Here is a 25,574-nt window from a genome sequence, read left to right as displayed (position 1 = left end):
GCGTGAAGGTTCAGGCCACTGCCCGGGCTTCGTCATTGAGCCGGTGCAGCGCGCGAAAGCGCGAGGGCGGCATACCCTTGTAGGCCAGGAACTGGCGGTTGAAATTGGAGAGATTGTTAAAGCCCACCCGGTAGCACACCTCGGTCACGCTCAATTCGGTACACATGAGCAGCTCGCAGGCTTCGTTGAGGCGCAGGCCGTTCTGGTACTGGATGAAGGTGCTGCCGGTATGGCGCTTGAAAAAGCGCGTGAAGCTGCTCACGCTCATGCCGGCCAGTTCGGCCACGTCGGTTTCGCGCAGATTGCCGCCCAGGTTCTGGGCGATGTAGGACAGGACCTGGTTGATGGTGGAGGACATGTGGCGTTGGGCATGGACTTCGTAGCCGGGGCCGGCCAGGGGCCGGCGCTGCGGGCAGGAGGCCAGTTGTTCCAGTACCGCCATCATCAATACCACGCGCTTGGCGCCGCTGGCCTGGGCCAGGTCTTGCATGAGCGGGGTGATGGCCACGCCCAGCGCATCGGGAAACTGCAGGCCGCGCGCAGCGCCATCGAGCAAGTCCTGCAGCGGCGCGAGTTCGGGAATGGCGCCCAGCACGCGCTGGGCGAAGGCGCGCGAGAACTGCAGCACCAGGTCGCGCGAAGGCAACTGATCGCCCGCGCCCAGGTTGCTGACCCAGTTGTGCGGCAGGTTGGGGCCGGTCAGCACCAGGTTGCCGGGGGCGAAGTCGCCGATGAAGTCACCCACGAAGAACTTGCCGCTGGAGGCGGTGATGACGTGGACTTCGTATTCGGGATGGAAATGCCATTTGGCCACCGTGTGCGGGTAGTCATGCACCCAGGCCCTGAACGATTCGTCCTGGCGGGTATGGACTAGCTCCAGATCCGGGCTCATGCTTTGTCTCCTTGCTGTGCGGGTCGTCGTCCGGCCACGACGGCGCCAGGGCGCCAGCGGGCAGCGACAGGTTTTCTCCGCTCTTGACATCGAACACATGCAGTTCTTGTTCATCGAAGGCCAGCCGCAGCGCTGCGCCCGCTTGCGGCAGGCGCTGCGCGGGCAGCAGCGCGGTCAGCGTCTCATCGCCGTGGCGACAGGTCAGCAGGGCATCGGCACCCAGGATCTCGACCAGTTCCACGCTGACATCAGAGGTCAGACTTCTATTGTCGTCCTGCTCTCTTGCCAAGCGGACGTAATCGGGACGCACCGCCAACTTTACCGCCAATCCATCGGGCAGGCGTGAAAACCTTTCATCGTGCAGTACCCAGCATTGCGACTGTTGCGACCGTTGCGACTGTTGCGAGGTGCAGCGCACCGCCACTTGCTGACCGTGTCGTTCTACCACGCCGGAGAGGAAGTTCATGGCCGGCGTGCCGATGAAGCCGGCGGCAAACAGGGTGCGCGGATAGCGGTAGAGCTCGGCCGGGCTGCCGGCCTGCACGATGTGGCCGCCCTGCATCAGGACCACGCGGTCGGCCAGGGTCATGGCTTCCAGCTGGTCGTGGGTGACGTAGACGGTGGTGGTGCGCAGGCGCTGGTGCAGGCGTTTGATATCGCCGCGCAACTGGGCACGCAGCTTGGCGTCCAGGTTGGAGAGCGGTTCGTCGAACAGGAACACCGAGGGCGTCTTGATGATGGCCCGGGCAATCGCGGCGCGCTGCTGCTGTCCGCCGGACATGGCGCGCGGCTTGCGTTCCAGCAGCGTCTCCAGGTTCAGCATGGCCGCCACCTCGCGCACCCGCCGGTCGATCTCGGCGGCCGGGCGTTTCAGGCGGCGCAGGCCGAAGGCGATGTTGTCATAGACATTCATGTGCGGATACAGCGCATAGTTCTGGAACACCATGGCCACGTTACGCTCCCGCGCCGGCAGGTCGTTGACCACCTTGCCGCCGATGGAAAGCGTGCCGCCGCTGATCTCTTCGAGCCCGGCGATCATGCGCAGCATGGTCGATTTGCCGCAGCCGGACGGGCCGAGCAAGACGACGAACTGACCGTCATCAATCTTCAGGTCCAGCGGATGCAGCACCGGCGGGCCACCGGCGTAGTGCTTGGACAAGCCCTGGCAGAGGATGTCGGCCATGTTCAGCCTGCCATTTCGATCTGGATCTTCACATCCTGCGGCTGGCCGCTGGCGGCTTCTTCGAAGGCGCGGATGCTTTGCGAGAAGGGGAAGCTGCGCGAGATGAAGGGCTTCACATCGATCATGCCCGAGCTGATCAGGGCCAGTGCTCGCGGGAAGATGTTGGCGTAGCGAAACACCGATTCCAGTCGCACTTCACGGGTCTGCATGGCCACCACGTCCAGGGCCACCGGTGCGGCCGGCATCCCGACCAGCACCGCGCAGCCGCCAGGGCAGATCATCTCCAGCAGGTGGTGGTAGACGCCGGCATGACCGGAGGCCTCGAACACCACATCGGCGCCCCAGCCTTCGGTACGCTGCTGCACCACCTCCACCAGCGAGTGCTGGCTGACATCGACGGTGGTCACCGCCGGATTGCCGGCAAAGTGCGCCAGCTTCTGCGCCACCACATCGGCCAGGATCACGCGCGCCGCACCCCCGGCCAGCGCCGCCAGTGCGGTCATGGCGCCGATGGTGCCGGCACCGATCACCACGGCCGTGTCGCCCGGCTTCATGCGCGCCTTGGTGGCGGCTTGCAGGCCGATGGACAGCGGTTCGACGATGGCGCCTTCGGCGAAGCTGACGTTGTCCGGCAGGCGATAGGTGAAGGCGGCCGGATGCACCACGCTGTCGGTGAGGCAACCGTGGATCGGTGGCGTGGCCCAGAAGCGCACGGAAGGGTCGAGGTTGTACATGCCGCGCAGCGTGGCCGGTGAATCCAGGCGCGGGATGCCGGGTTCCATGCAGACGCGGTCGCCGACCTTGAGATGGTTCACTGCACTCCCGACCTCGATGACCGTGCCCGAGGCTTCGTGGCCCAGCACCATGGGCGCTTCCACCTTGAAGGGGCCAATGCTGCCGTGGGTGTAATAGTGCAGGTCGCTGCCGCAGATGCCCACCGTGTGGATGCGGATGCGCACATCCTGTGGCCCCACTTGTTGCGGCAGGTCGATCTCGCGCAGCGATAGTTGGCGCGTGGCTTCCAGTACGAGGGCTTGCATCGGGTCTCCTGTTGGTCTAGTTGATCTGGTTGGCTTATTTAGGGTTCAGCATGGTATTCAACAGCCGGCTCAACACGCCCACGAAGATCAGGGGCGGCAAGGCCAGCAGCACGGTCGAGGCATTGATGACGCCCCACGGCACTTCCTGCCCCAGCGAGGTAAAGGCCGAGGCCACCACCGGCAGGGTGGCGCTGTTGGAGGAGGTCAGCGCCAGCGCGATCATCAGTTCATTCCACACCAGCACGAAGCTGAAGATGATCCCGCCCAGCAGGGTGCCGGCGCAGTTGGGCAGGGCGATCTTGCAGAACACCGCGTAAGGGCCGTAACCATCCAGCGTGGCCGCTTCCTCAATCTCGCGCGGCATCCGCTGGAACACCGGGATCGAGAGCCAGGTGATGGTGGATAGCGTCGTCAGCAGGTAGGTCACGATCATCGAGAAACGGGTGTCATACAGACCCAGATCAACCCAGATCGCAATCAAGGGAATGGCCACTGCCACCGGTGGCAAGAAGCGCAGCGAGAGCAGGAAGAACTGGATGTCGCGCTTGCCCGGTACATGATAGCGGGCGATCACGTAGGCCGCCGGCACGCCCATGAGCGTGCCCAGCAGCACGGCGCTGCCGACGATGACGGCGCTGTTGGTCAGCCCCACCAAGACTTCCGGGCTGCCGATGACCTGGCGATAGTTTTCCAGTGTCGGCGTGAAGATAAAACGCGGGGTCGGCGTGACGATATCGAGCAGCGTCTTGAGCGAATTGAGCAGTGCCCACAGTAGCGGGAACACCGCCACCAGCACCAGCAACAGGCCCACGCCCCAGACGGCGCCGCGTGCGATCAGTCTTCCCATTGGCTCACCCGTTTCCAGATCAGGGTAAAGATCAGCGTGGTGGCCACCATCATCAGCACCGCCATGGTGGAGGCATACGAGACCTTGCCCGACAGCCCGATGCCTTGCGCATAGGCATACATGTCCAGCGTCTCGGTGGCGACACCGGGACCACCCTTGGTCATCACATAGATCAGGTCGAAGGAGCGCAGCGACTCCACCATCTTGATGAAGACCAGGCTGATGATGGGCGCCTTCAACATCGGCAGGGCGATGTAGGCATACACCTGCCAGGTGCGCGCATAGTCCAGCCGCGCCGCTTCCAGTGGTTCGGGCGGCAGCGTCTCCAGCAGTTTCAGGACGATCACCGCGAAGAACAGGCCCCACTGCCAGATATCGACCGCCGCCACCGCATACAGCGCCAGCACCGGGTCTGACAGGAAGGCCGTGTCATGGATGCCGAGCAGTCCCAGCAGCCAGCCCAGGATGCCGGTCAGCGGCGAATACATGAACTTCCAGATGAAGGCCGCCGACACCCGTGGCAGCAGCACCGGCGTGATCAGCAACACGCACATGGCATGACGCCATTTGCCATGCACCTGCTCGAACAGATAGATGGCAACGAGCACGCCCACCACCAGCGCGCCGAGCACGGTCACCACTTCCCAGATCGCCGAGACTTCGATGGCGTTGAGAAAGCGTCGATCCGACAGCAGTCGCTCGATATTACGCAGCCAGACGTAGTCGCTCTCGGGATAGCGCAGCACCCGGTTCTTCAGCGCCAGGTTGATGGCCGCCACCGTCGGCACCAGGCCCAGCACCAGCATCACCAGCAGCGGCGGGCCCAGGAACAGGTAGGGCAGCGAGGTCTTTCCACGGTTGAACATGCAGGACTCCAGAGGCCGCCGTGGCCCAGGACCACGGCGGTAACAGCATCAAAGAGGCATAAATGAAGTTACTTACTTGCGCACGTGTTCCATGGCCTCGCGGGCATACTGGTTGGCGTCGTTGAGGGCGCCCGGAATATCCTTTTGGGTGCCCGTGAAGATTTCTTCCAACGCCACGCCCAGGTTGTCACCGATGTCCGGCCATTGCGGGCTGGGCCAGATGGTCAGCTTGGAGACTGGCGTGGTGTCCTTCAGGCCAGCCAGAATTTGCGGCTTGACGTTCTTCTGGAAGTAGTCGCTCTGGATGGTGCTGCTGCGGTTGTAGTCGCTGAAGACCTTTTCGCGCAGGCGCGCCTGCTCCTGTTCCTTGCCGGTGGCAAAGGCGATGAACTTGCCAGCGGCCTGGCGCGTGCATTCATCCTTGGCTCCCACCGCCGAGATCGCCAGACCATGGCCATAGGCGGCCGAGGGCAGCGGTGCCGGTGGGCGCGCATAGCCGACCTTGTCGGCCACGCTGGACTTGCTGGCGTCTTCCATCCAGTCGGCAAAGGGCGTGGACTCGATCATGAAGGCCACCTTGCCGGAGCGGAAGGCTTCCAGCGCATTGCTCCAGTCATAGGTCGCCGCACCAGGCGGGGCGTACTTGAACAGCTCGGCATACAGTTGCGTGGCCTTGACGGCCGCCGGCGAATTGAAGCTCGGCTGGTTGTTCTTGTCGGTCCAGCTGCCACCGGCGGCCAGCATGAAGGGCGCCCAGCGCCACACGTTCATGCCCGAGCCGCGCTGGCCGCGCGCCACCCAGCCATACACGCTGGGTGGCGAATGCAGTTTCTTGATGTCGGCCACCAGTTCATCCAGCGTGCGCGGCACCGGCAGGCCGGCTTTTTCCAGCAGGTCGCGACGATAGAAGAGGAAGTCGGAACCACCGATCAACGGCGCGAAGTAGGCCACCTCCTTGTAGCTGGCCACGGCGCGGCGGCCCGGCAGGAAGTCTTCGTAATCGGCATCCTTGGGGTAATACTTCAGCAGCGGCACGATCCAGCCGGCCGAGGCGAACTCGGCCACGTTGGCTTCATCGACGTAATACACCTGGTAGGAACCGGCCTTGGTGGCGGCATCCAGGCGCGACTTGGCGCGGCGGTCGTTCTCGCCGAAGTAGCTGATCTCGATGCGGGTGCCGGTGCGCTTCTGGTAGTCAGGCAGCGATTTTTCCATCACCGTCAGGCCCAGACTCTTCTGCGCCAGCACCTTCAGGACGGGGACATTGCAGGACTGCGCCGATGCCACCAAGGGCAGGGCAGCGCCAAGGACGGCGCACGCGGCGCCCAAGCGGATCTTGTTCACGGTTTGTCTCCTGGTATTTTTATCGTTCAGGGCGGCTGCCTGCGCGGGGGGAATGGCGCGGTAACCGTTTGCCGAGCTAGCGGCAGGAGCAAGAGTACGAGCGCAGGGCGCGCCGCTCCACGCCAAAAGCGGGCAGCGGGCTGATACTTTTTGAGCGGAATTTGTGTGCGCTGCGAGATTTTGTATTGCTGACCTTCAACCAACCTGCGGCGGCAATGCCGGCAGGCAGACCGTAGCCACCAGCCCGCTGCCCTGGGCCGGCGCATCCAGTCGGATCGATCCCTGTGAGGCCTGCACGATCTCGCGCACGATGGCCAGGCCCAGGCCGGAGCCCGGTTGGTCCGGCGCGGCATTGCGGTAGAAGCGCTCGAACACGCGCTCGCGCACCTCGGCGGGGATGCCGGGCCCATTGTCGGTGACGGTGATGATGACCTGGCTGCGCTTGTTCTCCAGCCCCACGGTGACCTTGCCGCCTTGCGGCGTATAGCGCAGGGCATTGTCGATCAGGTTCATCAACAGGCCACCCAACTGGGCTTCGTTGCCGTTGACCAGGGCGCTCTCCAGCGTGGTTTCCAGGCCCAGGTCGATGCCTTTCTTCAAGGCCAGTCCGGCCAGCTCTTCCAGCACAAGCGCCGCCACCGCCACCAAATCCACCGGCGCGCGCGGGAAGGCGCTGCTGTTGGAGGCCTCGGCCTGCGAGAGCAGCAGCAGCTTGTTGGTCAGGTCGGTCATGCTGCGGCTGCCTTCCTGCAAGGCCGCCAGTACCTGCGCCACGCGCGCCGGATCGTCCAGTTGGCGCGCGAACTGGATCTGCGAATCGATCACCGCCAGGGGCGTGCGCAATTGGTGCGCGGCATCGGCCACAAAGCGCTTTTGCACCGTCACCTGGGCATTGAGCCGTTGGATGTACTGGTTGATGGCCTCCACGATGGGCCGCAGCTCCTGCTGCAAGCCGCCGGCGCGCAGCGGCGTGAGCGAATCCGGCTCGCGGGTGGTCAGTTCATCCTTCAAGGCCAGGATCGGGCGCAGTTCCATCGTCATGCCCAGCACCACCAGGCTCATGGCCAGCAGCAGCAAGACCATCTGGCGCCGCAGCGAGGCGTGCCACTGGTCGTCGATCATCTCCTGGCGGCCTTGCATGGTCTGGCCCACCGAGACCGCCACCATGCGTAGCGTGCCTTCATCGAACAGGGCGCGGATATAGCTGACCACGCGCAGCGGCTTGCCGTTGAAGGTGGTGGTGGTATAGACCGGGTAGAGCGCCGCAAAGTCGGGCTCGGCGGGGAAGTCCGGGCGGCCGGCCAAGAGCGTGTCGTCGTCCATGCGCACCTGGTAGTAGACCGCATCCTGGGCCGGCGAGGCGAACAGTTCCAGCGCCGCCGGCGGGATCGAGACCACCGGCGCACCATCGTTCCAGCCGACCTGGCCGGCCATCATGCGCGCCGACGCCAGCAGCGCCCGGTCCTGCACCAGGGTGGCGCTGGCCACGGCATTGTCGTAGGCGTCGCTGGTGGACAGGCCCACGTAGGCCGCCATCGGGATCAGCAGCCACCACAACAGCCGCAGACGCAGGCTGTCAATCATCTTTCTGCTTCAACAGATAGCCCAGCCCGCGCAGGGTCATGATGGCGGCGCTGGAGTGTTCCAGCTTCTTGCGCAGACGCGAGATATAGATTTCGATGGCGTCGGCGCTGGGTTCTTCGGACAGGCTGAAGACGCCCTTCATCAGGGCCATCTTGGACACCGTCTTGCCCTGCTTCAACATCAGCACTTCCAGCACGTCATGCTCGCGCGCCGGCAGTGCCAGGGTCACGCCAGCCACCGCGAACTGGCGCGTATTGCTGTCGTAGACCAGGTCGCCGCAATGGATCTCGGCGGCCTTGTCAGTGCTCTGACGACGCACCAAGACCTTGATGCGGGCCACCAGTTCGCGGATCTCGAAGGGCTTGACCAGGTAGTCGTCGGCGCCGGCGCCCAGGCATTCCACCTTTTCATCGATGGAGCCGCTGGCCGTCAGGATCATCACCGGCACGCCATTGTGGCGCTCGCGCAGGCGGCGCAGCACATTCTTGCCGTGCAGCTTGGGCAGCATCAGGTCCAGCAGCACGACGTCGTAATTCTCATCGCGCAGCACCTGGTCGGCGATCTCGCCATCGGCGGCGATATCGACCGTGAACTTGTGTTCCTTGAGGATCTGCTCCAGCCAGTGGGCGAGCTGGGGATTGTCTTCGATGAGGAGCAATTTCATGCGCTGGTCTCGTGTTTCTTGAGGATCTTTTTTGTTGCGTTGCAAAGCAAAAAGCCGGTTTTTGGAAAGCTGGATGAAGGTTTCGGCTTCTTAGAATAAGCCCGCAAGTCTACAAGAAGTGAAGATGGCTTCAGACCATCTCGCCCAAAAAATTCAGGAGACAATCATAATGCGTGACGATTTTTGCGTCTTGCCCGCCCCCAACCGCCCGTTGCGCCGTGTGCTCATGGCCCTGGGCGCCACCGCCATCACCGTCTGTGCGCTGGGCCTGAGCGCCCCGCAAGCCCGGGCGGCCGACAAGATCATCATCATGGTCGGCGGCATCAACAAGCTCATCTACCTGCCGCCCAAGCTGGCCGAAAGCCTGGGCTACTTCAAGGAAGAAGGCCTGGACGTGGAGCTGCAATCGCAGCCGGCCGGGGTCGATGCCGAGAATGAACTGCTGGCCGGCGCCGTGCAGGCGGTGGTGGGCTACTACGATCACTCCATCGACCTGCAGAGCAAGGGCAAGGAAGTCACTTCCATCACCCAGTTGCTGCTGGTGCCGGGCGGCATGGAAATGGTGCGCGCCGACCTGGCCGATAGCGTGCGCAGCATGGCCGATCTGAAGGGCAAGACGCTGGGCGTGACCGGGCTGGGGTCTTCCTCCAGCTTCATCGCCCAATACCTGGCCAGTCGTGCTGGCCTGAAGGCCGGCGATTATTCGATCCTGCCGGTGGGCGCCGGCAATACCCTGATCGCCGCCATGAAGCAAAAGCGCGTGGACGTGGCCTGGACCACCGAGCCGACCACCTCCATCCTGCTGGCCTCGGGCGCGGCCAAGGTGCTGGTCGACATGAGCAGCGTGGACGGGACCAAGGCCGCGCTGGGCGGGCTCTATCCGGCTTCCAGCCTGTACGTGCATCGGGCCTGGATGAATAGCCACAAGGCCGAGTCGCAAAAGCTGGCGCGCGCCTTCGTCAAGACCCTCAGGTACATCCAGACCCACTCGGCCGAAGACATCGCCGACAAGATGCCCAAGGATTACTACGGTGGCAACAAGGCCATCTATGTGCAAGCGCTCAAGGCGTCGCTGCCGATGTATTCGCCCGATGGCAAGATGCCCGCCGGCGGCCCCGAGCAGGTCTTGAAGGTGATGGCCGGCTTCAATCCCAACATCAAGGGCAAGAACATCGACTTGTCCAAGACCTTTACCAACGAGTTTGTGGACGCGGTAAAGTGAATTCTGCGGTTTATATGAAGGCACCGTAGAATCCACGGGCTTTCGCATCGATTTCCAGGAGTTAACGTGAACAAAAACATCCGTCATGGCTTGCTGTGGCTGGCCGTTGCCGGCACCGTGCTGGCGGCACTGCCGATCCAGGCCTCGGCCGCGGCCAAGATCACCATCATGGTGGGCGGCATCAACAAGATGGTCTACCTGCCGGCCAAGCTGGCCGAGCAACTGGGTTACTTCAAGGAAGAGGGGCTGGACGTGGAGCTGCAATCGCAGCCGGCCGGGGTCGATGCCGAAAACGAATTGCTGGCCGGCGCCGTGCAGGCGGTGGTCGGTTTCTATGACCACGCCATCGACCTGCAGACCAAGGGCAAGGAAATCACCGCCATCACCATCCTGGGCCAGGTGCCGGGCGAGGTCGAGCTGGTTTCCAGCAAGTCGGCGCCGCACTTCCAGAGCATGGCCGATGCCAAGGGCAAGACCTTGGGTGTGACCGGCCTGGGTTCTTCCACCAACTTCCTCACGCAATACCTGGCCGCGCGCCAGGGTATCAGTTCCAAGCAGTTCTCGGTGCTGCCGGTGGGCGCGGACAATACCTTCATCGCCGCCATGAAGCAGGGCCGCATCGATGCCGGCATGACCACCGAACCCACCGCCTCGCAGCTGTTGAAGACGGGTGATGCCAAGGTGCTGGTGGACATGCGTACCGTGGAAGGCACCGTGCAGGCGCTGGGCGGGCTCTATCCGGCCTCCAGCGTCTATGTGCAGCGCAGCTGGCTCAACAGCCACAAGGAAGATGCCCAGAAGCTGGCGCGCGCTTTTGTGAAGACGCTGCGCTTCATCCATACGCATACGGCCGAAGAGATCGCCGACAAGATGCCCAAGGACTACTACGGCAACAACAAGCCGCTGTATATACAGGCGCTGCACAATTCGCTGCCCATGTATTCGCAGGACGGCAAGATGCCCAAGGGCGGGCCGGAAACGGTGCTGGCGGTGCTCTCGGGCTTCAATCCCAACGTCAAGGGCAAGCATGTGGACCTGTCCAAGACTTACACGGATGAATTCGTCAATGCCGTGAAGTAATTCATGAAGTCAATGACGGGCTGGCCGACTGGTCAGTCGTCCTTTTAATTAACTAAATCATTTACGCCATGATGCGCCGCGGCGCGTCAGGGGTGCACTCAACCTCAAGCCAGGAAAGAGTCTTCCGATGAACGCGATCAACCAGCACGCCTTCACTCCCGCCAGTCAGGCTGCCCAGGCCACTCCGGCCATCGAACTGCGCAACGTGAGCTGCCGCTTCATCACTGCCGATGGCCGTGCCACGGTGGCGCTGCGCGACTTTTCCATGAGCGTGGCGCGCGGCGAATTCGTGGCCGTGGTCGGCCCCACCGGTTGCGGAAAATCGACCACGCTCTCGCTCATCACTGGCTTGTTGAAGCCGACCCTGGGCGAGGTGCGGGTGATGGGCCAGGTGGTCGATGGCATCGATCCGCGCATCGGTTTCGTGTTCCAGAACGATGCCGTCTTCCCCTGGCGCAGCGTGCGCGACAACGTCGCTGCCGGGCCCCTGTTCCGTGGCCAGCCCAAGGCGCAGGCACACGCGCTGGCCGATGAATGGATCCGCCGCGTGGGCTTGGACAAGTTCGGCGACCATTATCCGCACCAGCTCTCGGGCGGGATGCGCAAGCGCGTGGCGCTGGCCCAGACCTTCATCAATAGCCCCGAGATCCTGTTGATGGATGAACCCTTCTCGGCGTTGGACATGCAGACCCGCACCCTGATGCAGGATGAACTGCTGCGCCTGTGGTCGGCCCATTCCGGCTCGGTGGTGTTCGTCACCCATGACCTGGAAGAAGCTATCGCCCTGGCTGACAAGGTCTATGTCTTGACCGCCCGCCCGGCCACCTTGAAGAGCGTCTACCCGATCGACCTGCCGCGCCCGCGGGTGATGGAAGAGGTGCGCTACGAACAGCGCTTCATCGATCTCTCGCGCCGCATCTGGGCCGATCTGCGCGAAGAAGTGCATATCGCGTGATGCCTGTCCACATGGAAGCGCACTGACCAACGTCGAACATCATTTTGAAAAAATACAGGGGACTCTCATGACACAAGCTCAAGCCAGCCACAACGCCGCGACGATGGATATCGCCGCCGTCGAAGCCGAGGCCCAGCGCAAGATCCGCGCACGGCGCCACCTGGTCATCGGCCTGCGCATCGCCATCCTGGTGATCGTGCTGGGCGGCTGGGAAGTCTGTGCGCGCATCGGCTGGATCGATCCCTTCTTCTTTTCGCAACCCAGCCTGATCGTGGCGCAGATCTATGACTGGATGGTCGAAGGGACTTCACAGGGGCCGCTGTGGACCCAGGTGCTGGTGACGCTGGAAGAAACGGTATTGGGATTTCTGATCGGCTCGGTGGCCGGCGTCATCGCCGGCATCGTCCTGGGGCGCAACAAGTTGCTCTCGGATGTCTTCAGTCTCTATATCCAAATTGCCAATTCGATTCCGCGGGTGGTGCTGGGCTCCATCTTCGTCATCGCCTTTGGCCTGGGCATGGCCTCCAAGGTGGCGCTGGCGGTGGTGATGGTGTTCTTCGTGGTGTTCGCCAATGCCTTCCAGGGCGTGCGCGAGGCTGACCGCTACATGATCGCCAATGCCCAGATCCTGGGCGCCTCGCGCCGCCAGGTGACCATGGCCGTGGTGATCCCCTCGGCGCTGTCATGGATCCTGGCCAGCCTGCACGTGAGTTTCGGCTTTGCACTGGTGGGCGCGGTGGTAGGCGAATTCCTGGGGTCCAAGCAGGGCATCGGCCTGCTGATCTCGACCGCCCAGGGCGCCTTCAATGCCAGCGGCGTGTTTGCCGCCATGATCGTGCTGGCCGTGGTGGCGCTGGCGGCGGACTGGTTGTTGCACGCGCTGGAGCGACGTCTGTTGAAGTGGCGTCCGCAGGCCTTCTGATGGGCTCGCGTTAATTTAACTAAACGATATAAATCATTTGCAGGGAGGGGCGATCAGGTATCGCTCCATTGCCGCAGCAGGTTGTGATAGCACCCCACCAGCGTGCGCCGGGCCAGGGCGTCGGCCTCGGTCTGGTTCAGGCGCTGGATGGCGTTATCCATCTCGAACAGCAACTGGCGCTGGGCGTCGTCGCGCACCAGGCTTTGCACCCAGAAGAAACATCCCATGCGCACCCCGCGCGTGACCGGGGTCACGGTATGCAGGCTGGTGGCGGGGTAGAGCACCATGTCGCCGGCAGCCAGCTTGACGCTGTGCATTCCATAGGTGTCTTCGATCTGCAGTTCGCCACCGTCGTAGTCGGCCGGATCGGCCAGAAACAGCGTGGCCGAGACATCGGTGCGCAGCTTGCGGCCGTTGTGCGGATGGATGCGCACGCTGCCATCCACATGCGCGCCAAAGTTCATGCCCTGGCCATAGCGGTTGAACATGGGCGGATAGATGAGATTGGGCAGGGCCGCGCTAATGAAGCGCGGATGCCGCTCCAGCGCGCTGACGATGATGTGCTGGCAGCGCTGGGCCAGTTCCGAGCGTTCATCGATCTGCTGGTTGAACTTGACCGGCGCCCCCTGATAGCCGGCCGTCACGCGCCCATCCACCCAGGCCTCGCCGGCCTCATTGAGCAGCTTGCGTACCGCTTGCAAGGCTTGCGGGTCGAGTAGTTGAGGGATGGTGATGAGCATGGGCGCGTTTCCTTCTTGCAGGTTTTGCTTACATACGATAGGTCAGCGACAGCATCGCGGTGCGGCCCGAACCGGGAACCGAACGACCGCCATCGGACTGGATCAGGGCATCGTAATACATCTTGTTGGTCAGGTTGTACAGGTTCAGGCGGATGTCGTAGGCCTTGGTGGTGTAGGCCAGCATGGCGTCGTAACGGGTGTAGCCGCCCACCTGCACGGTGTTGGTGGCGTTGGCATAGCGCTGCGACATGTAGTTGGCGCCGCCGCCGACCTGCCAGTGCGGCGCCAGGTCGTAGGTGCTCCAGAGCGTGAAGGTGTGCTTGGGGGTATTGATGGGTACCTTGCCCACCGAGGTGTCGGCCACGGCGCCGCCCACCACCTTGGCATCCAGGTAGGTGTAGTTGGCGGCCACCTGCCAGTGGCGGGTGATGCGACCCGTCGCGCCGGCGCGCGCACCGTTGACGCGCACCGTACCGGCCAGCGCGTAGACGCCGGTGCCGACCTGGCTGCGGGCGTTTTCCTTGGTGATCTGGAAGGCGGCGGCCGTCAATGCCACGCCTTCAGCCACGTCCCACTTGCCGCCCAGTTCATAGGACCGGTTCTTTTCCGGGTCCAGGTTCTGCTGGCCCGCGGTGCCGGTCAACTGTTCCAGCGAGGGATTGAAGGAGGTGCCATACGACAGGTAGTAGGACTGCGCCGCGCTGGGTTCCCAGATCGCGCCCGAGCGCACGCTCAGGAAATTGACGGTCTGGTTGGCTGCGGCCAGGGCGGTGGAAGAACTGTTGTTGGTGGAATTGATGGAGTTGCTGATGCTGGCGATGTAGCGGTCATAGCGCAGGCCGCCGACCAGCTTGAATTGCGGTACCAGTTCGATGGTGTCGCCCACGTAGGCGGCAATGGTATTGGCGCTGCCACCGGCATGGTTGCCGACGGTGTCGGCGGTGCTGGCGCCGGCGGCACTGTAGACCGGATTGGCCAGGTTCACGCAATCCAGATAGCCGCTGGTGGAGCCGGCCGTGTTCAGCGAGCGGCCATTGCAACTGCCGTTGCGGTAGTAGCTCTGGTTGTCGTAGCCATCATGGCCCACTTCCACCCCGACCAGGGCGTCGTGCTTGATGCTGCCGGTGGTGAACTTGGCCGCCAGTTCGGTCTGGTTGAAGATGGAGTAGTCGTGGATGCTGCGATCATGGCTCTGGGCGCGCACGAAGAGACTGGACAAGGGCAGGCTGCTGCTGGCATTGGACAGCGGGGTGAAACCGTTAGAGGTGATCGTGCCGATGGTGTTGGGCGCGGTTTCTACGGCGTCGGTGTGGACGTAGTTGAATTGGGTCTGGCTGCGCAGGGTGACGTCCGGGGCGATCTTGTGCTTGATGCCGGCGTTCAATGAGGCCACATCCTGGATCGTGCGGTCACTGTTCAAGCCATAGGCGGTATCGCGGCCGACATTGGCGGGATGGCCGTTGAGTGGCGGCACGCCATAGTCGGGCTGGTCCTGGTTGTGCTGCAGCAGGGCCGAGAGGGTAATTTCGGTGGGGGTGCCGATACCCCAGACGTAGGACCCCGCCAGGCCGAAGTCTTGCACGTCGCTCTGGTTGCGGGTGCTGGCCGGGCCGTTCTGGGCCATGGCTTCGACGCGCACGGCCGAGGTATCCGACAGTGGATGGTTGACGTCAGCGGTGGTACGCACCAGGCCATTGGTGGTGACCGAGCCCGAGACTTCGGTGGCGGCCTTCAGGTTGGCCTTCTTGCTGACCTGGTTGATGATGCCGCCGGTGGAGCCACGACCAAACAGCATCGAGGACGGGCCCATCAATACTTCGACTTCGTCGATGGCGAAGGTGTCGCGGTAGTACTGGCCACGGTCGCGGAAGCCATCCAGGTAGATGTCGGTGCGCGCCGAGAAACCGTTGAGGTTGATGTTGTTGCCGATCTGGCCGCCTTCGGCGCCGCCCAGGGTGATGCCGGAAACGTTGCGCAGCGCATCGGCCAGGGAGCTCACGCCCTGCGACTGCATCTGCGCCTTGTTGACCACCGTCACCGATTGCGGTACGTCATGCAGGTCGGCCGGTAGCTTGGTGATGGCCGTGCCGGTACTGGCGAAGTCATCACGGCGGCCTTCCACCGTGACCGGGGCCAATTGCGGGCTGGCGGCAGCAGCGCTGCTGGGGGAGGAAACCTGCTGCGCATACAAGGGCAGGGGGGCGGCAAAGCTGGCCACCAGTGCGGCGGCGATCGGCGTGAGACGATTCATGTTTTTCTTGGCGATGTGGATGGAGTAGGAAACGCGAGGCCGATCCCGCTTGCGCAGGATCGGCCCCAATGGCTGGCTACTCCGTCCTTCGACAAGAAGGCCGTTTGGCTGGCTGACAACCAGTTTTTTAGTAGATGCGCGAATGATAAGGATTCGCATTCGCACAGTTGCCAAGATTAAGGCTTGAGTCTGACAAAAAGCTGTCGACAGGCTGACGTAGAACTGAGTGTGACAAAAAAGTAACACTCTGCGCACCTCCTTCCCGGCTTGGGGTAATGCCCGATTTGCAGCATCGTCCGGGCTGCAATACGATGCTGCGGTCACGCAGATGTTTTGCGCTGTTTTTTCTACCGAAGTCCCCTATGAATGTTTTGCTGGTCGAAGACGACCCGGTGCTCACCGACGGCCTGTCGCGCGTGCTCAATTCGCATGGTTTCACCGTGCATACCGTCAACAACGGCAACGATGCGCTGTCGCAGCGTTTCAACGCGGCCGTGCTGGTGCTCGATATCGGCTTGCCCGGTATCGATGGTTTCGAGGTCCTGCGGCGGATGCGTGCGGCCGGCAACAATACCCCGGTGCTGCTGCTGACGGCCCGTGACACCATCCCCGACCGCGTGCACGGTCTGGAGCTGGGCGCCGACGATTACCTGGTCAAGCCCTTCGCCACGCCTGAGCTGGTGGCGCGCATCAAGGCCTTGATCCGCCGCAGCGCGCCGCAGCCGGCGCAACTGTCGGTGGGGGGCCTGTCGCTGGACAACGCCACCAAACGCGCCGAGATCGATGGCCGCAAGATCGAGCTGTCGCTGCGCGAGTGGACGGTGCTGGAATACCTGATGCAACACGCCTCGCGCGTGGTCTCCAAGCAGCAGATCATCGATGCCGTGCTGCCCTGGGGCGAAGACTTCACCATCAATGCGGTGGAAGTCTATGTCTCGCGCATCCGCTTGAAGATTGCCGATTCGGGCGTAGTGATCCGCACCATCCGCGGCTTCGGCTACATGCTCGAAAAGAGCGAAAACTGAGCGTGGGCCGCGCGGCATGTCGGTAAGCGATCAGGTAGCACCAACGGCTGCGGCGGCGGCCAGCATCTCGTCAGCCCGCGCCAGCATCCGGCGCGACCTGCTCAAATGGCTCATCGCGCCGCTGCTGCTGTTGAACCTGGTGGGCGCCGGCCTGACCTATTGGTTGGCCTGGCTGCCGGCCCAGCACGCCTTCGATCAGAACCTGATGGATTCCACCTGGGGCCTGTATGCCCAGGTGCGGCACCGGCAGGAACGCACCAGCGCCGAACTGACCCAGCAGGCCGAGCAGATCCTGCGCAGCAACCATTCCGACACCACGTTCTTCGCCGTGCGCAATACCCAGGGCGAGATCCTGGTGGGCGACAAGGGATTCCCGCAGTTGCCCGAGAGCGAGACCTACGACCGTCCCTTCAACTATGACGGCGAGATGCGCGGCGAGCCGGTGCGTATCTCGGCCATCCAGGTGCGGGTCAAGAACGGCGTCATTTCGGTGGCGGTGGCCGAAACCATCCGCAAGCGCGACCGCGCCCACTACACCATCCTGCTGTCCTTCCTGCTGCTGGACGGGGCGCTGACCTTCGGTTCGCTGTCGGTGGTGATGATCGCCGTGCGGCGCGGCCTGCGGCCCTTGAAGAGCCTGCAGCGCAACCTGGAACAGCGCGACCACGGCAAGCTGGGGGCCATCGATGGCATCGGTGCGCCGGTGGAGTTGCAACCGCTGATCGTGGCCATGAACGAACTGATGGCGCGCATCAACAAGGGTGAACAGGCCCAGCAGAATTTCATGGCCGACGTGGCGCACCAGTTGCGTACTCCGCTCACCGGTTTGAAGCTGCAACTGGAGCTGCTGCACGACAAGCACCATGACCAGCCCGACACGGCCCGTTCGTTGGCGATGATGAATTCCTCGGTGGAACGCATGATCCGCCAGAGCCGCCAATTGCTGGCCCTGGCGCGCTCCGAGCCGGGCCTGTTCGAAAGCCGCAAGCTCGAAGAACTGTCGCTGGACAAGCTGGTGGAAGAGTCAGTGCAGCACTTCATCGAAGAGGCCGACAAGAAGCAGATCGACCTGGGTTTCGACCTGCAGCCGGCGCGCCTGCGCGGTGACCGCTTCCTCTTGAGCGACCTGATCGATAACCTGATCGACAATGCCGTGCGCTATTCGCCGCAGCAGGGTACGGTCACGGTGCGCTGCCTGGAACAGGATGGCGCCACGGTGCTGTCGGTGGAAGACTCCGGCCCCGGCATTGCGCCGGAACACCGCGAGTTGATCTTCGACCGCTATTACCGCGCCAACGACAAGATCGCCGGCAGCGGCCTGGGCCTGGCCATCGTGCGCGAGATCGCCCATGACCATGGCGGTGTCATCAGCGTCGATTGCAAGGAGCAGGGGCAGGGCACCATCTTCACGGTGCGCTTTCCGCTGGCGGACTGAACTCTGAGCTCTGATGTCTGACTACTGAGTTCAGTGCTCTGACAAGCGCGCTTTTTCTGTCGAACCTCGTGCATGACCTTGTGTCAAATGGCTTCATCGTGACCGATATAGGAGGCAGCATGACAGACAAGGTTCTGCAAAGTGGCACCCACATCGCCCGCTATGACGCGGTGGAAAAAACCGATCAAGGCTTTGAGGCGCAGGTCTTCGTGCGGCTGGCGCGCGAGCCCGAGATTGCCGAGACCTATATCCCGGTGGGCATCTTCCCGACCGAAGAAGAGGCGCTGGCCAGTGCCCGCGAGCGCGCCAAGCGCGCACTCAAGGAGCACGAGTTCTAGGCGGGCAAGAGCGGGCGAGAGCGGGAACACAGGCTGGACTGGCAGGCTTGAGCCGGGCGTGCTACTGTCCAGCTCTTGCGTGCCGCTGGGCCGCTTGCATCAAGTCTGATCTCAACAAAAACAATGTCCGTCGCCCGCCATATCGTCCAGGTCCACCCGCGTTTGCTCATCGGCATCGCCCTCGGCATCGTCGCCGCCATGTTCTTGCCCGCCAGCACCTGGATAGGCCGCAGCCTGATCGGCTGGAATGCTGGCGTCTGGTTCTATCTGTTGAGTCTGTGGCTGATGATGTTTAAGGCCGATGCCAAGGCCGTCAAGCGCCTGGCCGAGACCGAGGATGAAAGCGCCCACGTGGTGCTGGTGATGGTCTGCGTGGCGGCAGTGGCCAGCTTGCTTGCGATCCTGCTGGAGCTAGGCGGCAGCAGCCATCATGATGAGCGCGGCCGTCTGCTGCGCTATGCCTTCACGGCCTCTACCGTGTTCGGCTCCTGGGCTCTGATCGGCACCATTTTCACGCTGCATTATGCGCGCCTGTTCTATGCCGACGATGATGATGCGGCGGCCCTGCCGTTGCGTTTTCCCGAAGGCATCCGCAACCCGAACTACTGGGATTTCCTCTACTTCGCCTTCACCATCAGCGTGGCCGTGCAGACCTCCGACGTGGCCGTGGCTTCGCGGGCGCTACGCAAGTCGGTGCTGGCGCACTCGCTGATCTGCTTCGTCTTCAACGCCGCCATCATCGGCCTGTCCATCAATATCGCCGCCGGCCTGGCCGGCAACTGAAGCAGCCGCGCGCGCCAGATGCGGGCGCTGCGGAACCGAAATGACAACATCCGGTCCTAGGGCCTGTTGTTGCACTGCTGGTGTCGCGTCAGCGGCCGGCGCCAGGCGCTCAGCGCAAACCGGAAGCCGACGGTATCATGTGCGGCTTTCCCGGCAGTCATATCCAGGGGAGGGGGCAGAGCACGACAGACCCCCGCAGCTCGACCAACGATTCCAACAATGGAGCGCACCGTGCGGGTTTATTCCAGCCAAGCTGAAGAACGTATTGCCATCCTGAAACGCCAGGGCAAGGGCGTCTTTTCCGGCCTGCCCCTGCCACCGGGGCCGCTGATCGGCTTTGCCGTGGCCATCCTGGCAGTGTTGCTCATTGCCCTGTTTACCTACGAAGCCTCGGTCAGCCGTGGTGAGGCGGCCAGTGCGGTGTCCCACACCATGAAGGTGCGCGAGCAGTTGCAGGCCGTGGTATCGACCCTGAAGGATGCCGAGACCAGCCAGCGCGGCTTCCTGCTGACCGGCACCGAATCCTACCTGAGCCCTTACAACCAGGCCCGCGCGGCCCTGCCGGGCGAGATCGCCAAGCTGCGCGAACTGCTCGCCGACAATCCCGATCAGTTGCAGCGGCTCGCGCAGGTGGAACGCGTGGTGGGCGACAAGCTGGACGAGCTGGGCGAGACCATCAGCCGCCGCCGCAATGGCGACACGGTCGGCGCGCTGGCAGTGGTGCAATCGGATCGCGGCAAGATGTTCATGGACCGCGTGCGGGTGCTGACCCGCGACATGGAAGAACAGGAGCGCGACCTGCTGGCATCGCGTCAGTCCGACTGGCGTGGGGCAGTGGCCTTTTCCAGCGCCGTGGCCTGGGGCGGATCGGGCTTGCTGCTGGTGTTGATTGCGGCGGCGGCCGTGACCACCTCGCGCGACTATCGCGCCCGTGAAAAACAGGCCTGGATCCGCGCCGGCCAGATGGGCTTGGCCGAGCGTCTGCAGGGCGAGCAGCGTCTTTCCACCCTGGGCGAAAATACCCTGGACTTCCTCACCGGCTACCTCAATGCTCAGGTCGGTGCCATCTACCTGCGCAATGAGCGCGGCGAGTTCCAGCGCTTTGCCGGCTATGCGCTGGAGCAGGTCGATGAGCCATCCCATGCTGCGCAAGCGCTGCACCTGCGCGATGGTCAGGGCTTGCTGGGACAGGCGGCCAAGCTCAACCGTCCGATGCATGTCAAGGAGGTACCGGCGCATTACCTCGACATTTCTTCGGCGCTCGGCCAGCACGCCCCACGCGAACTGCTGATCGTGCCGGCCGCCATCGACGGTACGGTGCAGGCGGTCTTCGAGCTGGGCTTTCTGCGCCAGGTGCGCGCCGAGGAAGAGGAGTTGCTGGCACGCCTGGCAGACCAGATCGCCATTGCCGTGCGCTCCTCCAAGGACCGCACCCGCCTGGAAGAACTGCTGGAAGAAACCCAGCGCCAGTCCGAGGAATTACAGGCCCAGCAGGAAGAGCTGCGGGTCAACAATGAAGAGCTGGAAGAGCAGGGTCAGGCCCTGAAGGCTTCGCAACTGCGCCTGGAAACCCAGCAGGCCGAGCTGGAAGAAACCAATGCGCAACTGGAAGAACAGACCCAGTTGCTGGAGCTGCAGAAGGAAGACCTGGCCAAGACCCAGGTGGTGCTGGTGGAAAAGGCCACGGAGCTGGAGCGGGCCAACCAGTACAAGAGTGAATTCCTGGCCAACATGAGCCATGAATTGCGTACGCCGCTGAACTCCACCCTGATCCTGGCCAAACTGCTGGCCGACAACAAGCAGGGCAATCTGTCCGACGAACAGGTACGCTTCGCCCAGACCATTTCTTCGGCTGGCAACGACCTGCTGGCCCTGATCAATGACATCCTGGACCTGTCCAAGATGGAGGCCGGCAAGCTCGATATCGTCAGCGAATCCTTCGTGGTGAGCAAGCTGGCCGAGGAACTCAAGGCCAGCTTCGTCGTGATGGCCCAACAGAAGAGCCTGGGCTTCAAGGTCGAGGTCGAGCCGGGCGTACCGTTGCGCATGGAAACGGACATGCAGCGCCTGGGCCAGATCCTCAAGAACCTGCTCTCCAACGCCATCAAGTTCACCGAAAAGGGCGAGGTCAGCCTGCGCATCTCGCTGGACGCGGGCGGGCGCATCGTCTTTGCCGTGCGCGACACCGGCATCGGTATCGGCGCCGAGCAGCATCAGTTCATCTTCGAAGCCTTCCGCCAGGCCGATGGCAGCACTCACCGCAAGTACGGCGGCACCGGCCTGGGCCTGTCGATCTCGCGCGACCTGGCGCACCTGCTGGGGGGCGATATCGAGGTGCAAAGCCGCCTCGGCGAAGGCAGCATCTTCACGCTCTCGCTGCCCCAGGTCTATCGCCCCGAGCAAGCCGTCATGCGCACCGCGTTGCCGGTCCCGGCGGCTGCTGCGGCGACCTTGCAGGCGGCTCAGGTGGCCACCGCACCGGACGTGCGCATCCCCGGTCCGCAAGTGATGCCGACGCCCCAGAAACGCCTGCAGGACATCGCCATCGACGACGACCGCGATCGTATCGAAGCGGCTTCGCGCCTGATCCTGGTGATCGAGGACGATGCTGCCTTTGCCATGATCCTGCGCGACCTGGCCCATGAGATGGGCTTCCAGTGCGTGGTCACCCATTCGGCCAACGAGGGTGTGGCGGCCGCCGAGATGTATCGCCCCAGCGCCATCCTGATGGACATGAACCTGCCCGATTTCTCGGGCCTGGGCGTGCTGGACCAGATCAAGCGCAATCCGCGCACGCGCCACATCCCGGTGCACGTGGTGTCGGTGGCCGATTATTCGCAGGAGGCGCTGGAGCGTGGTGCCATCGGCTACGCCTTGAAACCGGTGCAGCGCGAAGAACTGGTGGGCGCCATCCGCAAGCTGGAAGCCAAGTTCCTGCAAGGTCTGCGGCACGTGCTGGTGGTCGAGGACGATGCGCGCCAGCTCGACAGCATCCGCCAGTTGCTGGCCGGCGAAAACATCAACCTGGTCGGTGTGCGCACCGCCGCCGATGCCCTGGCGCGCCTGCGCGAGACCACCTTCGACTGTATGGTGATGGACCTGAACCTGCCCGATCTGTCCGGCTACCAGTTGCTGGAAAAGATGGCCGAGCAGGAACACGTGGCCTTCCCGCCGGTGATCGTCTATACCGGTCGTTCGCTATCGGCTGAGGAAGAGCAGAACCTGCGCCGCTTCTCGCGCTCCATCATCATCAAGGATGCGCGTTCACCCGAACGCCTGCTCGATGAAGTCACGCTGTTCCTGCACCAGATCGAGACCACGCTGCCGCCGGAGAGCCAGCGCCTGCTCAAGGTGGCGCGCGACCGCGAAACGGTCTTCGAAGGCCGCCGCATCCTGGTGGTGGAAGACGATGTGCGCAACATCTTTGCACTCTCTTCGGTGCTGGAACCCAAGGGCATGAAGGTCGATATCGCCCGCAATGGCCGCGAGGCGCTGCAGGCGCTGCAACGCAGTCAGGAGCAGCCGGGCGCGCCCATCGACCTGGTGCTGATGGATATCATGATGCCGGAAATGGATGGCCTGACTGCCATGCGCGAGATTCGCAAGCAAGCCATCTGGAAGCGGCTACCCATCATCGCCTTGACCGCCAAGGCCATGAAGGATGACCAGGAAAAATGCCTGGCCGCCGGGGCGAACGATTACATCGCCAAGCCCCTGGATGTGGAAAAACTGTTGTCGCTGGTACGCGTATGGATGCCCAAATAAACCAGGCCCTGGCCAACCGGCATTTCGATATCGAAATGCAGTTGCTGCTGGACGCCATCTACCTCAAGTACCACTGCGATTTCCGCGGCTATGCCGGGGCATCCTTGAAGCGCCGCCTGGCCACCGCCATGATCCGCTTCGACTGCGCGACCCTGTCGCAACTGCAGGACAGGGTCTTGCATGATGCGGCGGTGTTTCCGGCCTTGATGGATTACCTCACCGTACAGGTCAGCGAGATGTTCCGCGATCCCAGCTACTTCCTGGCCTTGCGCGAGAAGGTGGTGCCGCTGCTGCGCACCTATCCATCGCTCAAGATCTGGGTAGCCGGCTGCAGCAGTGGCGAGGAAGTCTATTCGCTGGCGATCCTGCTGCGCGAGGAAGGCTTGCTCGAACGCAGCATCATCTATGCCACCGACATCAACCAGGCCGCGCTCAAGAAGGCCGAAGCCGGGGTCTACGAGCTGGACCGTATCGCCGGCTTCACCAGCAATCACCAGAAAGCTGGCGCAAGGACTTCGCTTTCGGATTACTATACGGCGGCTTATGGCGCGGTGATGTTTGACAAATCCTTGCGCAAGAACGTGGTCTTTTCCGACCACAGCCTGGCCACCGACAGCGTCTTTGCCGAGATGCACCTGGTCTCTTGCCGCAATGTGCTGATCTATTTCAACCGCCATCTGCAGGAACGCGCGCTGGGCCTGTTCCGTGAATCGCTGGTGCGCAAGGGCTTCCTGGGCCTGGGCTCCAAGGAGTCGCTGCGGTTTTCTTCGCATGGCCCGGCCTTTGATGAAGTGGTGCGCGAAGATCGCATCTTCCAGAAGAAGGGGGAGTTGTGAATCCCCGGCCGGCCCAGAGTGAGCTCAGTGGTTTCAATGACCTCGCTGGCCGCAGCATCGAGGCGATCGTCATCGGCGCCTCGGCCGGGGGCGTGGAAGCGCTCTCGGAAATCCTGCCGGCCTTGCGCCGCGGGGCGGCTGTGGCGACCATGGTGGTGCTGCACATCCCGCGTGAGCGGCCCAGCCTGCTGGCATCGATCTTTGCCGATCGTTGCGCCCAACCGGTGGTGGAAGCGCAGGACAAGGAGCCGGCCCAGGCCGGCGTGATCTATTTTGCGCCACCGGATTATCATCTGCTGGTCGATCGCGGCGAAGAAGGGCCCTTGCTGGCCATGTCCAATGACGAACTGGTCAACTTCTCGCGCCCGGCCATCGACGTGCTGTTCGAATCGGCGGCGGATGTCTATGGCCCGCAGCTGCTGGGCATCGTGCTCACCGGTGGCAACCACGATGGCGCAGCCGGCTTGCAGGCCATTGCCCGCGCCGGCGGCGTGACCGTGGTGCAAAGTCCGCAGCAGGCCCAGGTGCCTTACATGCCGGCGCAGGCACTGGCGCTGGGAAACATCGATTATGTGCTCACGCTCCCGCAGATCGCTGATCTGCTGCGCACCCTGGGCGTAACCGGGAATGACCAGGAAAAGGAACGCAGGTGATAGAAAAACATAAAGACCGAGACCTGCCGCGGGTGAAATTCCTGTTGGTCGATGATCTCGACGAAAACTTGTTGGCCCTCTCGGCGCTGCTGCAACGGGACGATGTCGAACTGCTGCTGGCCCGCTCGGGCCTGGAGGCGCTGGAGCTGCTGTTGCAGCACGAAGTGGCGCTGGCCTTCATCGACGTGCAGATGCCGGACATGGATGGCTTCGAGCTGGCCGAACTGATCCGCGGCAGCGAGCGCACCCGCAACGTGCCGCTGATCTTCGTCACCGCCGGTGTGCGCGATGAACGGCGCCTGTTCAAGGGCTATGAAAGCGGGGCCGTGGATTTTCTCTACAAGCCCATCGAGCCGCACATCCTGCGCAACAAGGCCGAGGTGTTCTTCCAGTTGTATCGTCAGAAGCAATTGCTGGCGCTGGAATTGCGCGAGCGCACCGAGACCCTGCGCATGAATGAAATGTTCGTGGCCATCCTCGGTCACGACTTGCGCAATCCCTTGAGCGCGGTGGTGATGGCCGCCACCCTGCTGCAGCGGACCTACAAGGAAGAGGTGGCGCAGAAGGCTTCGCAGCAGATCCTCAATGGCGGCAAGCGCATGGCCAAGCTGATCGAGAACATGCTGGATCTGGCCCGCGCCCGCCTGGCCGGCGGCATCCCGCTGGCGCGCGCCAGTGCCTGCCTGGGCGAGATCACGGAACGGGTAGTGCAGGAATACCAGGCCACCTATCCGGGCAGCGTGATCGAGCGCCGCATCGAGGGTGACGATAACGGTTTCTGGGATGGCGACCGCCTGGCCCAGGTCGCCGCCAATCTGCTGGGCAATGCCTTGCAGCACGGTGTGGCCGGCAGCCCGATCTGCATCGGCCTCGATGGCCGCAGCGAACATGAGGTGGTGCTGACCATCGCCAATCGCGGCGTGATCCCGGCCGAATTGCTGCCGGTGATTTTCGATCCTTTCCGCGGTGGCGGACGTGAAATCGGACGCAAGGAAGGGCTGGGATTGGGCTTGTTCATTGCGCAGCAGATCGTCAAGGCGCATGGGGGAAGCATTACCATGACCTCTGATGACCAGGTGCAGACGATGGTGACGGTGAGGTTGCCGCGGCGATAGGGGGGCGACCAGCGTAGCGTCGCTGATCGCGCAA

22 protein-coding genes are annotated in these 25,574 nt (G+C 63.2%); 12 read left to right on the top strand and 10 right to left on the bottom strand.

Annotated elements, in window-relative coordinates:
• Positions 1 to 10 precede the first annotated feature (10 nt).
• The 8 genes from RC54_RS18050 to RC54_RS18015 form a co-directional block, all read right to left on the bottom strand.
• Positions 11 to 892, bottom strand: coding sequence for an AraC family transcriptional regulator (locus tag RC54_RS18050; RefSeq protein WP_058896362.1), 882 nt, complete (start codon positions 890 to 892; stop codon positions 11 to 13).
• Positions 828 to 2,075 carry an ABC transporter ATP-binding protein gene (locus RC54_RS18045; protein ID WP_061790105.1) on the bottom strand — a complete coding sequence of 416 codons (1,248 nt, stop codon included), beginning with the start codon at positions 2,073 to 2,075 and terminating at the stop codon, positions 828 to 830. The genes RC54_RS18050 and RC54_RS18045 overlap by 65 nt, the downstream gene beginning before the upstream one ends.
• A 2-nt stretch (positions 2,076 to 2,077) precedes the next feature.
• Complete coding sequence (locus RC54_RS18040; RefSeq protein ID WP_061790104.1) at positions 2,078 to 3,115, bottom strand: NAD(P)-dependent alcohol dehydrogenase; 1,038 nt, start codon at positions 3,113 to 3,115, stop codon at positions 2,078 to 2,080.
• Between the two features lie 34 nt (positions 3,116 to 3,149).
• On the bottom strand, positions 3,150 to 3,962 hold the full coding sequence (locus tag RC54_RS18035) for a carbohydrate ABC transporter permease (protein WP_017453933.1): 813 nt from the start codon (positions 3,960 to 3,962) through the stop codon (positions 3,150 to 3,152).
• Entirely contained in the window at positions 3,950 to 4,828 is an 879-nt protein-coding gene (locus tag RC54_RS18030; RefSeq protein ID WP_061790103.1) for a carbohydrate ABC transporter permease, read from the bottom strand. Before RC54_RS18030 ends, RC54_RS18035 begins: the two co-directional genes overlap by 13 nt.
• Positions 4,829 to 4,900: 72 nt before the next feature.
• Positions 4,901 to 6,172, bottom strand: a complete 1,272-nt coding sequence (locus RC54_RS18025) for an ABC transporter substrate-binding protein (RefSeq protein ID WP_061790102.1) — start codon at positions 6,170 to 6,172, stop codon at positions 4,901 to 4,903.
• Between the two features lie 195 nt (positions 6,173 to 6,367).
• A complete protein-coding gene (locus tag RC54_RS18020) occupies positions 6,368 to 7,756 on the bottom strand; it encodes a sensor histidine kinase (protein ID WP_061790101.1) in 1,389 nt (462 codons plus the stop codon).
• Entirely contained in the window at positions 7,749 to 8,420 is a 672-nt protein-coding gene (locus RC54_RS18015; protein WP_061790100.1) for a response regulator, read from the bottom strand. Before RC54_RS18015 ends, RC54_RS18020 begins: the two co-directional genes overlap by 8 nt.
• A 169-nt stretch (positions 8,421 to 8,589) precedes the next feature.
• Here RC54_RS18015 and RC54_RS18010 point away from each other — a divergent pair, with 169 nt between their 5' ends.
• The 4 genes from RC54_RS18010 (at position 8,590) to RC54_RS17995 (ending at position 12,599) form a co-directional block, all read left to right on the top strand.
• Complete coding sequence (locus RC54_RS18010) at positions 8,590 to 9,642, top strand: ABC transporter substrate-binding protein (RefSeq protein ID WP_061790099.1); 1,053 nt, start codon at positions 8,590 to 8,592, stop codon at positions 9,640 to 9,642.
• 66 nt (positions 9,643 to 9,708) lie between these two features.
• A complete protein-coding gene (locus RC54_RS18005; RefSeq protein WP_061790098.1) occupies positions 9,709 to 10,722 on the top strand; it encodes an ABC transporter substrate-binding protein in 1,014 nt (337 codons plus the stop codon).
• A gap of 127 nt (positions 10,723 to 10,849) precedes the next feature.
• Complete coding sequence (locus RC54_RS18000) at positions 10,850 to 11,677, top strand: ABC transporter ATP-binding protein (RefSeq protein ID WP_061790097.1); 828 nt, start codon at positions 10,850 to 10,852, stop codon at positions 11,675 to 11,677.
• A gap of 67 nt (positions 11,678 to 11,744) precedes the next feature.
• On the top strand, positions 11,745 to 12,599 hold the full coding sequence (locus tag RC54_RS17995; RefSeq protein WP_058896353.1) for an ABC transporter permease: 855 nt from the start codon (positions 11,745 to 11,747) through the stop codon (positions 12,597 to 12,599).
• Positions 12,600 to 12,652: 53 nt separating this feature from the next.
• Here the strand turns inward: RC54_RS17995 and RC54_RS17990 are convergent, their stop codons facing one another.
• Both RC54_RS17990 and RC54_RS17985 read right to left on the bottom strand, forming a co-directional pair.
• Positions 12,653 to 13,339: a Fe2+-dependent dioxygenase gene (locus RC54_RS17990; RefSeq protein WP_061790096.1), complete on the bottom strand. Its 687-nt coding sequence runs from the start codon at positions 13,337 to 13,339 to the stop codon at positions 12,653 to 12,655.
• Positions 13,340 to 13,367: 28 nt separating this feature from the next.
• Positions 13,368 to 15,590 carry a TonB-dependent receptor gene (locus RC54_RS17985; RefSeq protein WP_174526123.1) on the bottom strand — a complete coding sequence of 741 codons (2,223 nt, stop codon included), beginning with the start codon at positions 15,588 to 15,590 and terminating at the stop codon, positions 13,368 to 13,370.
• A 362-nt stretch (positions 15,591 to 15,952) separates the two neighbouring features.
• Between RC54_RS17985 and RC54_RS17980 the strand changes: the two genes are divergently transcribed.
• From RC54_RS17980 to RC54_RS17945, 8 genes are all read left to right on the top strand, one after another.
• On the top strand, positions 15,953 to 16,615 hold the full coding sequence (locus tag RC54_RS17980) for a response regulator transcription factor (protein ID WP_017453922.1): 663 nt from the start codon (positions 15,953 to 15,955) through the stop codon (positions 16,613 to 16,615).
• A 16-nt stretch (positions 16,616 to 16,631) separates the two neighbouring features.
• Positions 16,632 to 18,050 carry a sensor histidine kinase gene (locus tag RC54_RS17975; RefSeq protein WP_061790095.1) on the top strand — a complete coding sequence of 473 codons (1,419 nt, stop codon included), beginning with the start codon at positions 16,632 to 16,634 and terminating at the stop codon, positions 18,048 to 18,050.
• Between the two features lie 119 nt (positions 18,051 to 18,169).
• On the top strand, positions 18,170 to 18,388 hold the full coding sequence (locus RC54_RS17970) for a hypothetical protein (protein ID WP_061790094.1): 219 nt from the start codon (positions 18,170 to 18,172) through the stop codon (positions 18,386 to 18,388).
• 123 nt (positions 18,389 to 18,511) lie between these two features.
• Positions 18,512 to 19,171: a DUF1345 domain-containing protein gene (locus RC54_RS17965; protein ID WP_058896349.1), complete on the top strand. Its 660-nt coding sequence runs from the start codon at positions 18,512 to 18,514 to the stop codon at positions 19,169 to 19,171.
• 231 nt (positions 19,172 to 19,402) lie between these two features.
• Positions 19,403 to 22,936: a response regulator gene (locus RC54_RS17960; protein ID WP_061790122.1), complete on the top strand. Its 3,534-nt coding sequence runs from the start codon at positions 19,403 to 19,405 to the stop codon at positions 22,934 to 22,936.
• A complete protein-coding gene (locus RC54_RS17955) occupies positions 22,921 to 23,772 on the top strand; it encodes a CheR family methyltransferase (RefSeq protein ID WP_058896348.1) in 852 nt (283 codons plus the stop codon). The genes RC54_RS17960 and RC54_RS17955 overlap by 16 nt, the downstream gene beginning before the upstream one ends.
• Positions 23,769 to 24,425 (top strand): chemotaxis protein CheB, encoded by a 657-nt coding sequence (locus RC54_RS17950; RefSeq protein WP_082686075.1) that lies wholly within the window; start codon positions 23,769 to 23,771, stop codon positions 24,423 to 24,425. Before RC54_RS17955 ends, RC54_RS17950 begins: the two co-directional genes overlap by 4 nt.
• Entirely contained in the window at positions 24,422 to 25,540 is a 1,119-nt protein-coding gene (locus RC54_RS17945; RefSeq protein WP_017453915.1) for a hybrid sensor histidine kinase/response regulator, read from the top strand. Before RC54_RS17950 ends, RC54_RS17945 begins: the two co-directional genes overlap by 4 nt.
• Positions 25,541 to 25,574: the final 34 nt, after the last annotated feature.

Origin of the sequence: Herbaspirillum rubrisubalbicans, from assembly GCF_003719195.1 — a bacterium.
In the GTDB taxonomy this organism is placed as follows: domain Bacteria; phylum Pseudomonadota; class Gammaproteobacteria; order Burkholderiales; family Burkholderiaceae_D; genus Herbaspirillum; species Herbaspirillum rubrisubalbicans.
This window is presented reverse-complemented; position numbering and strand designations above follow the sequence as displayed.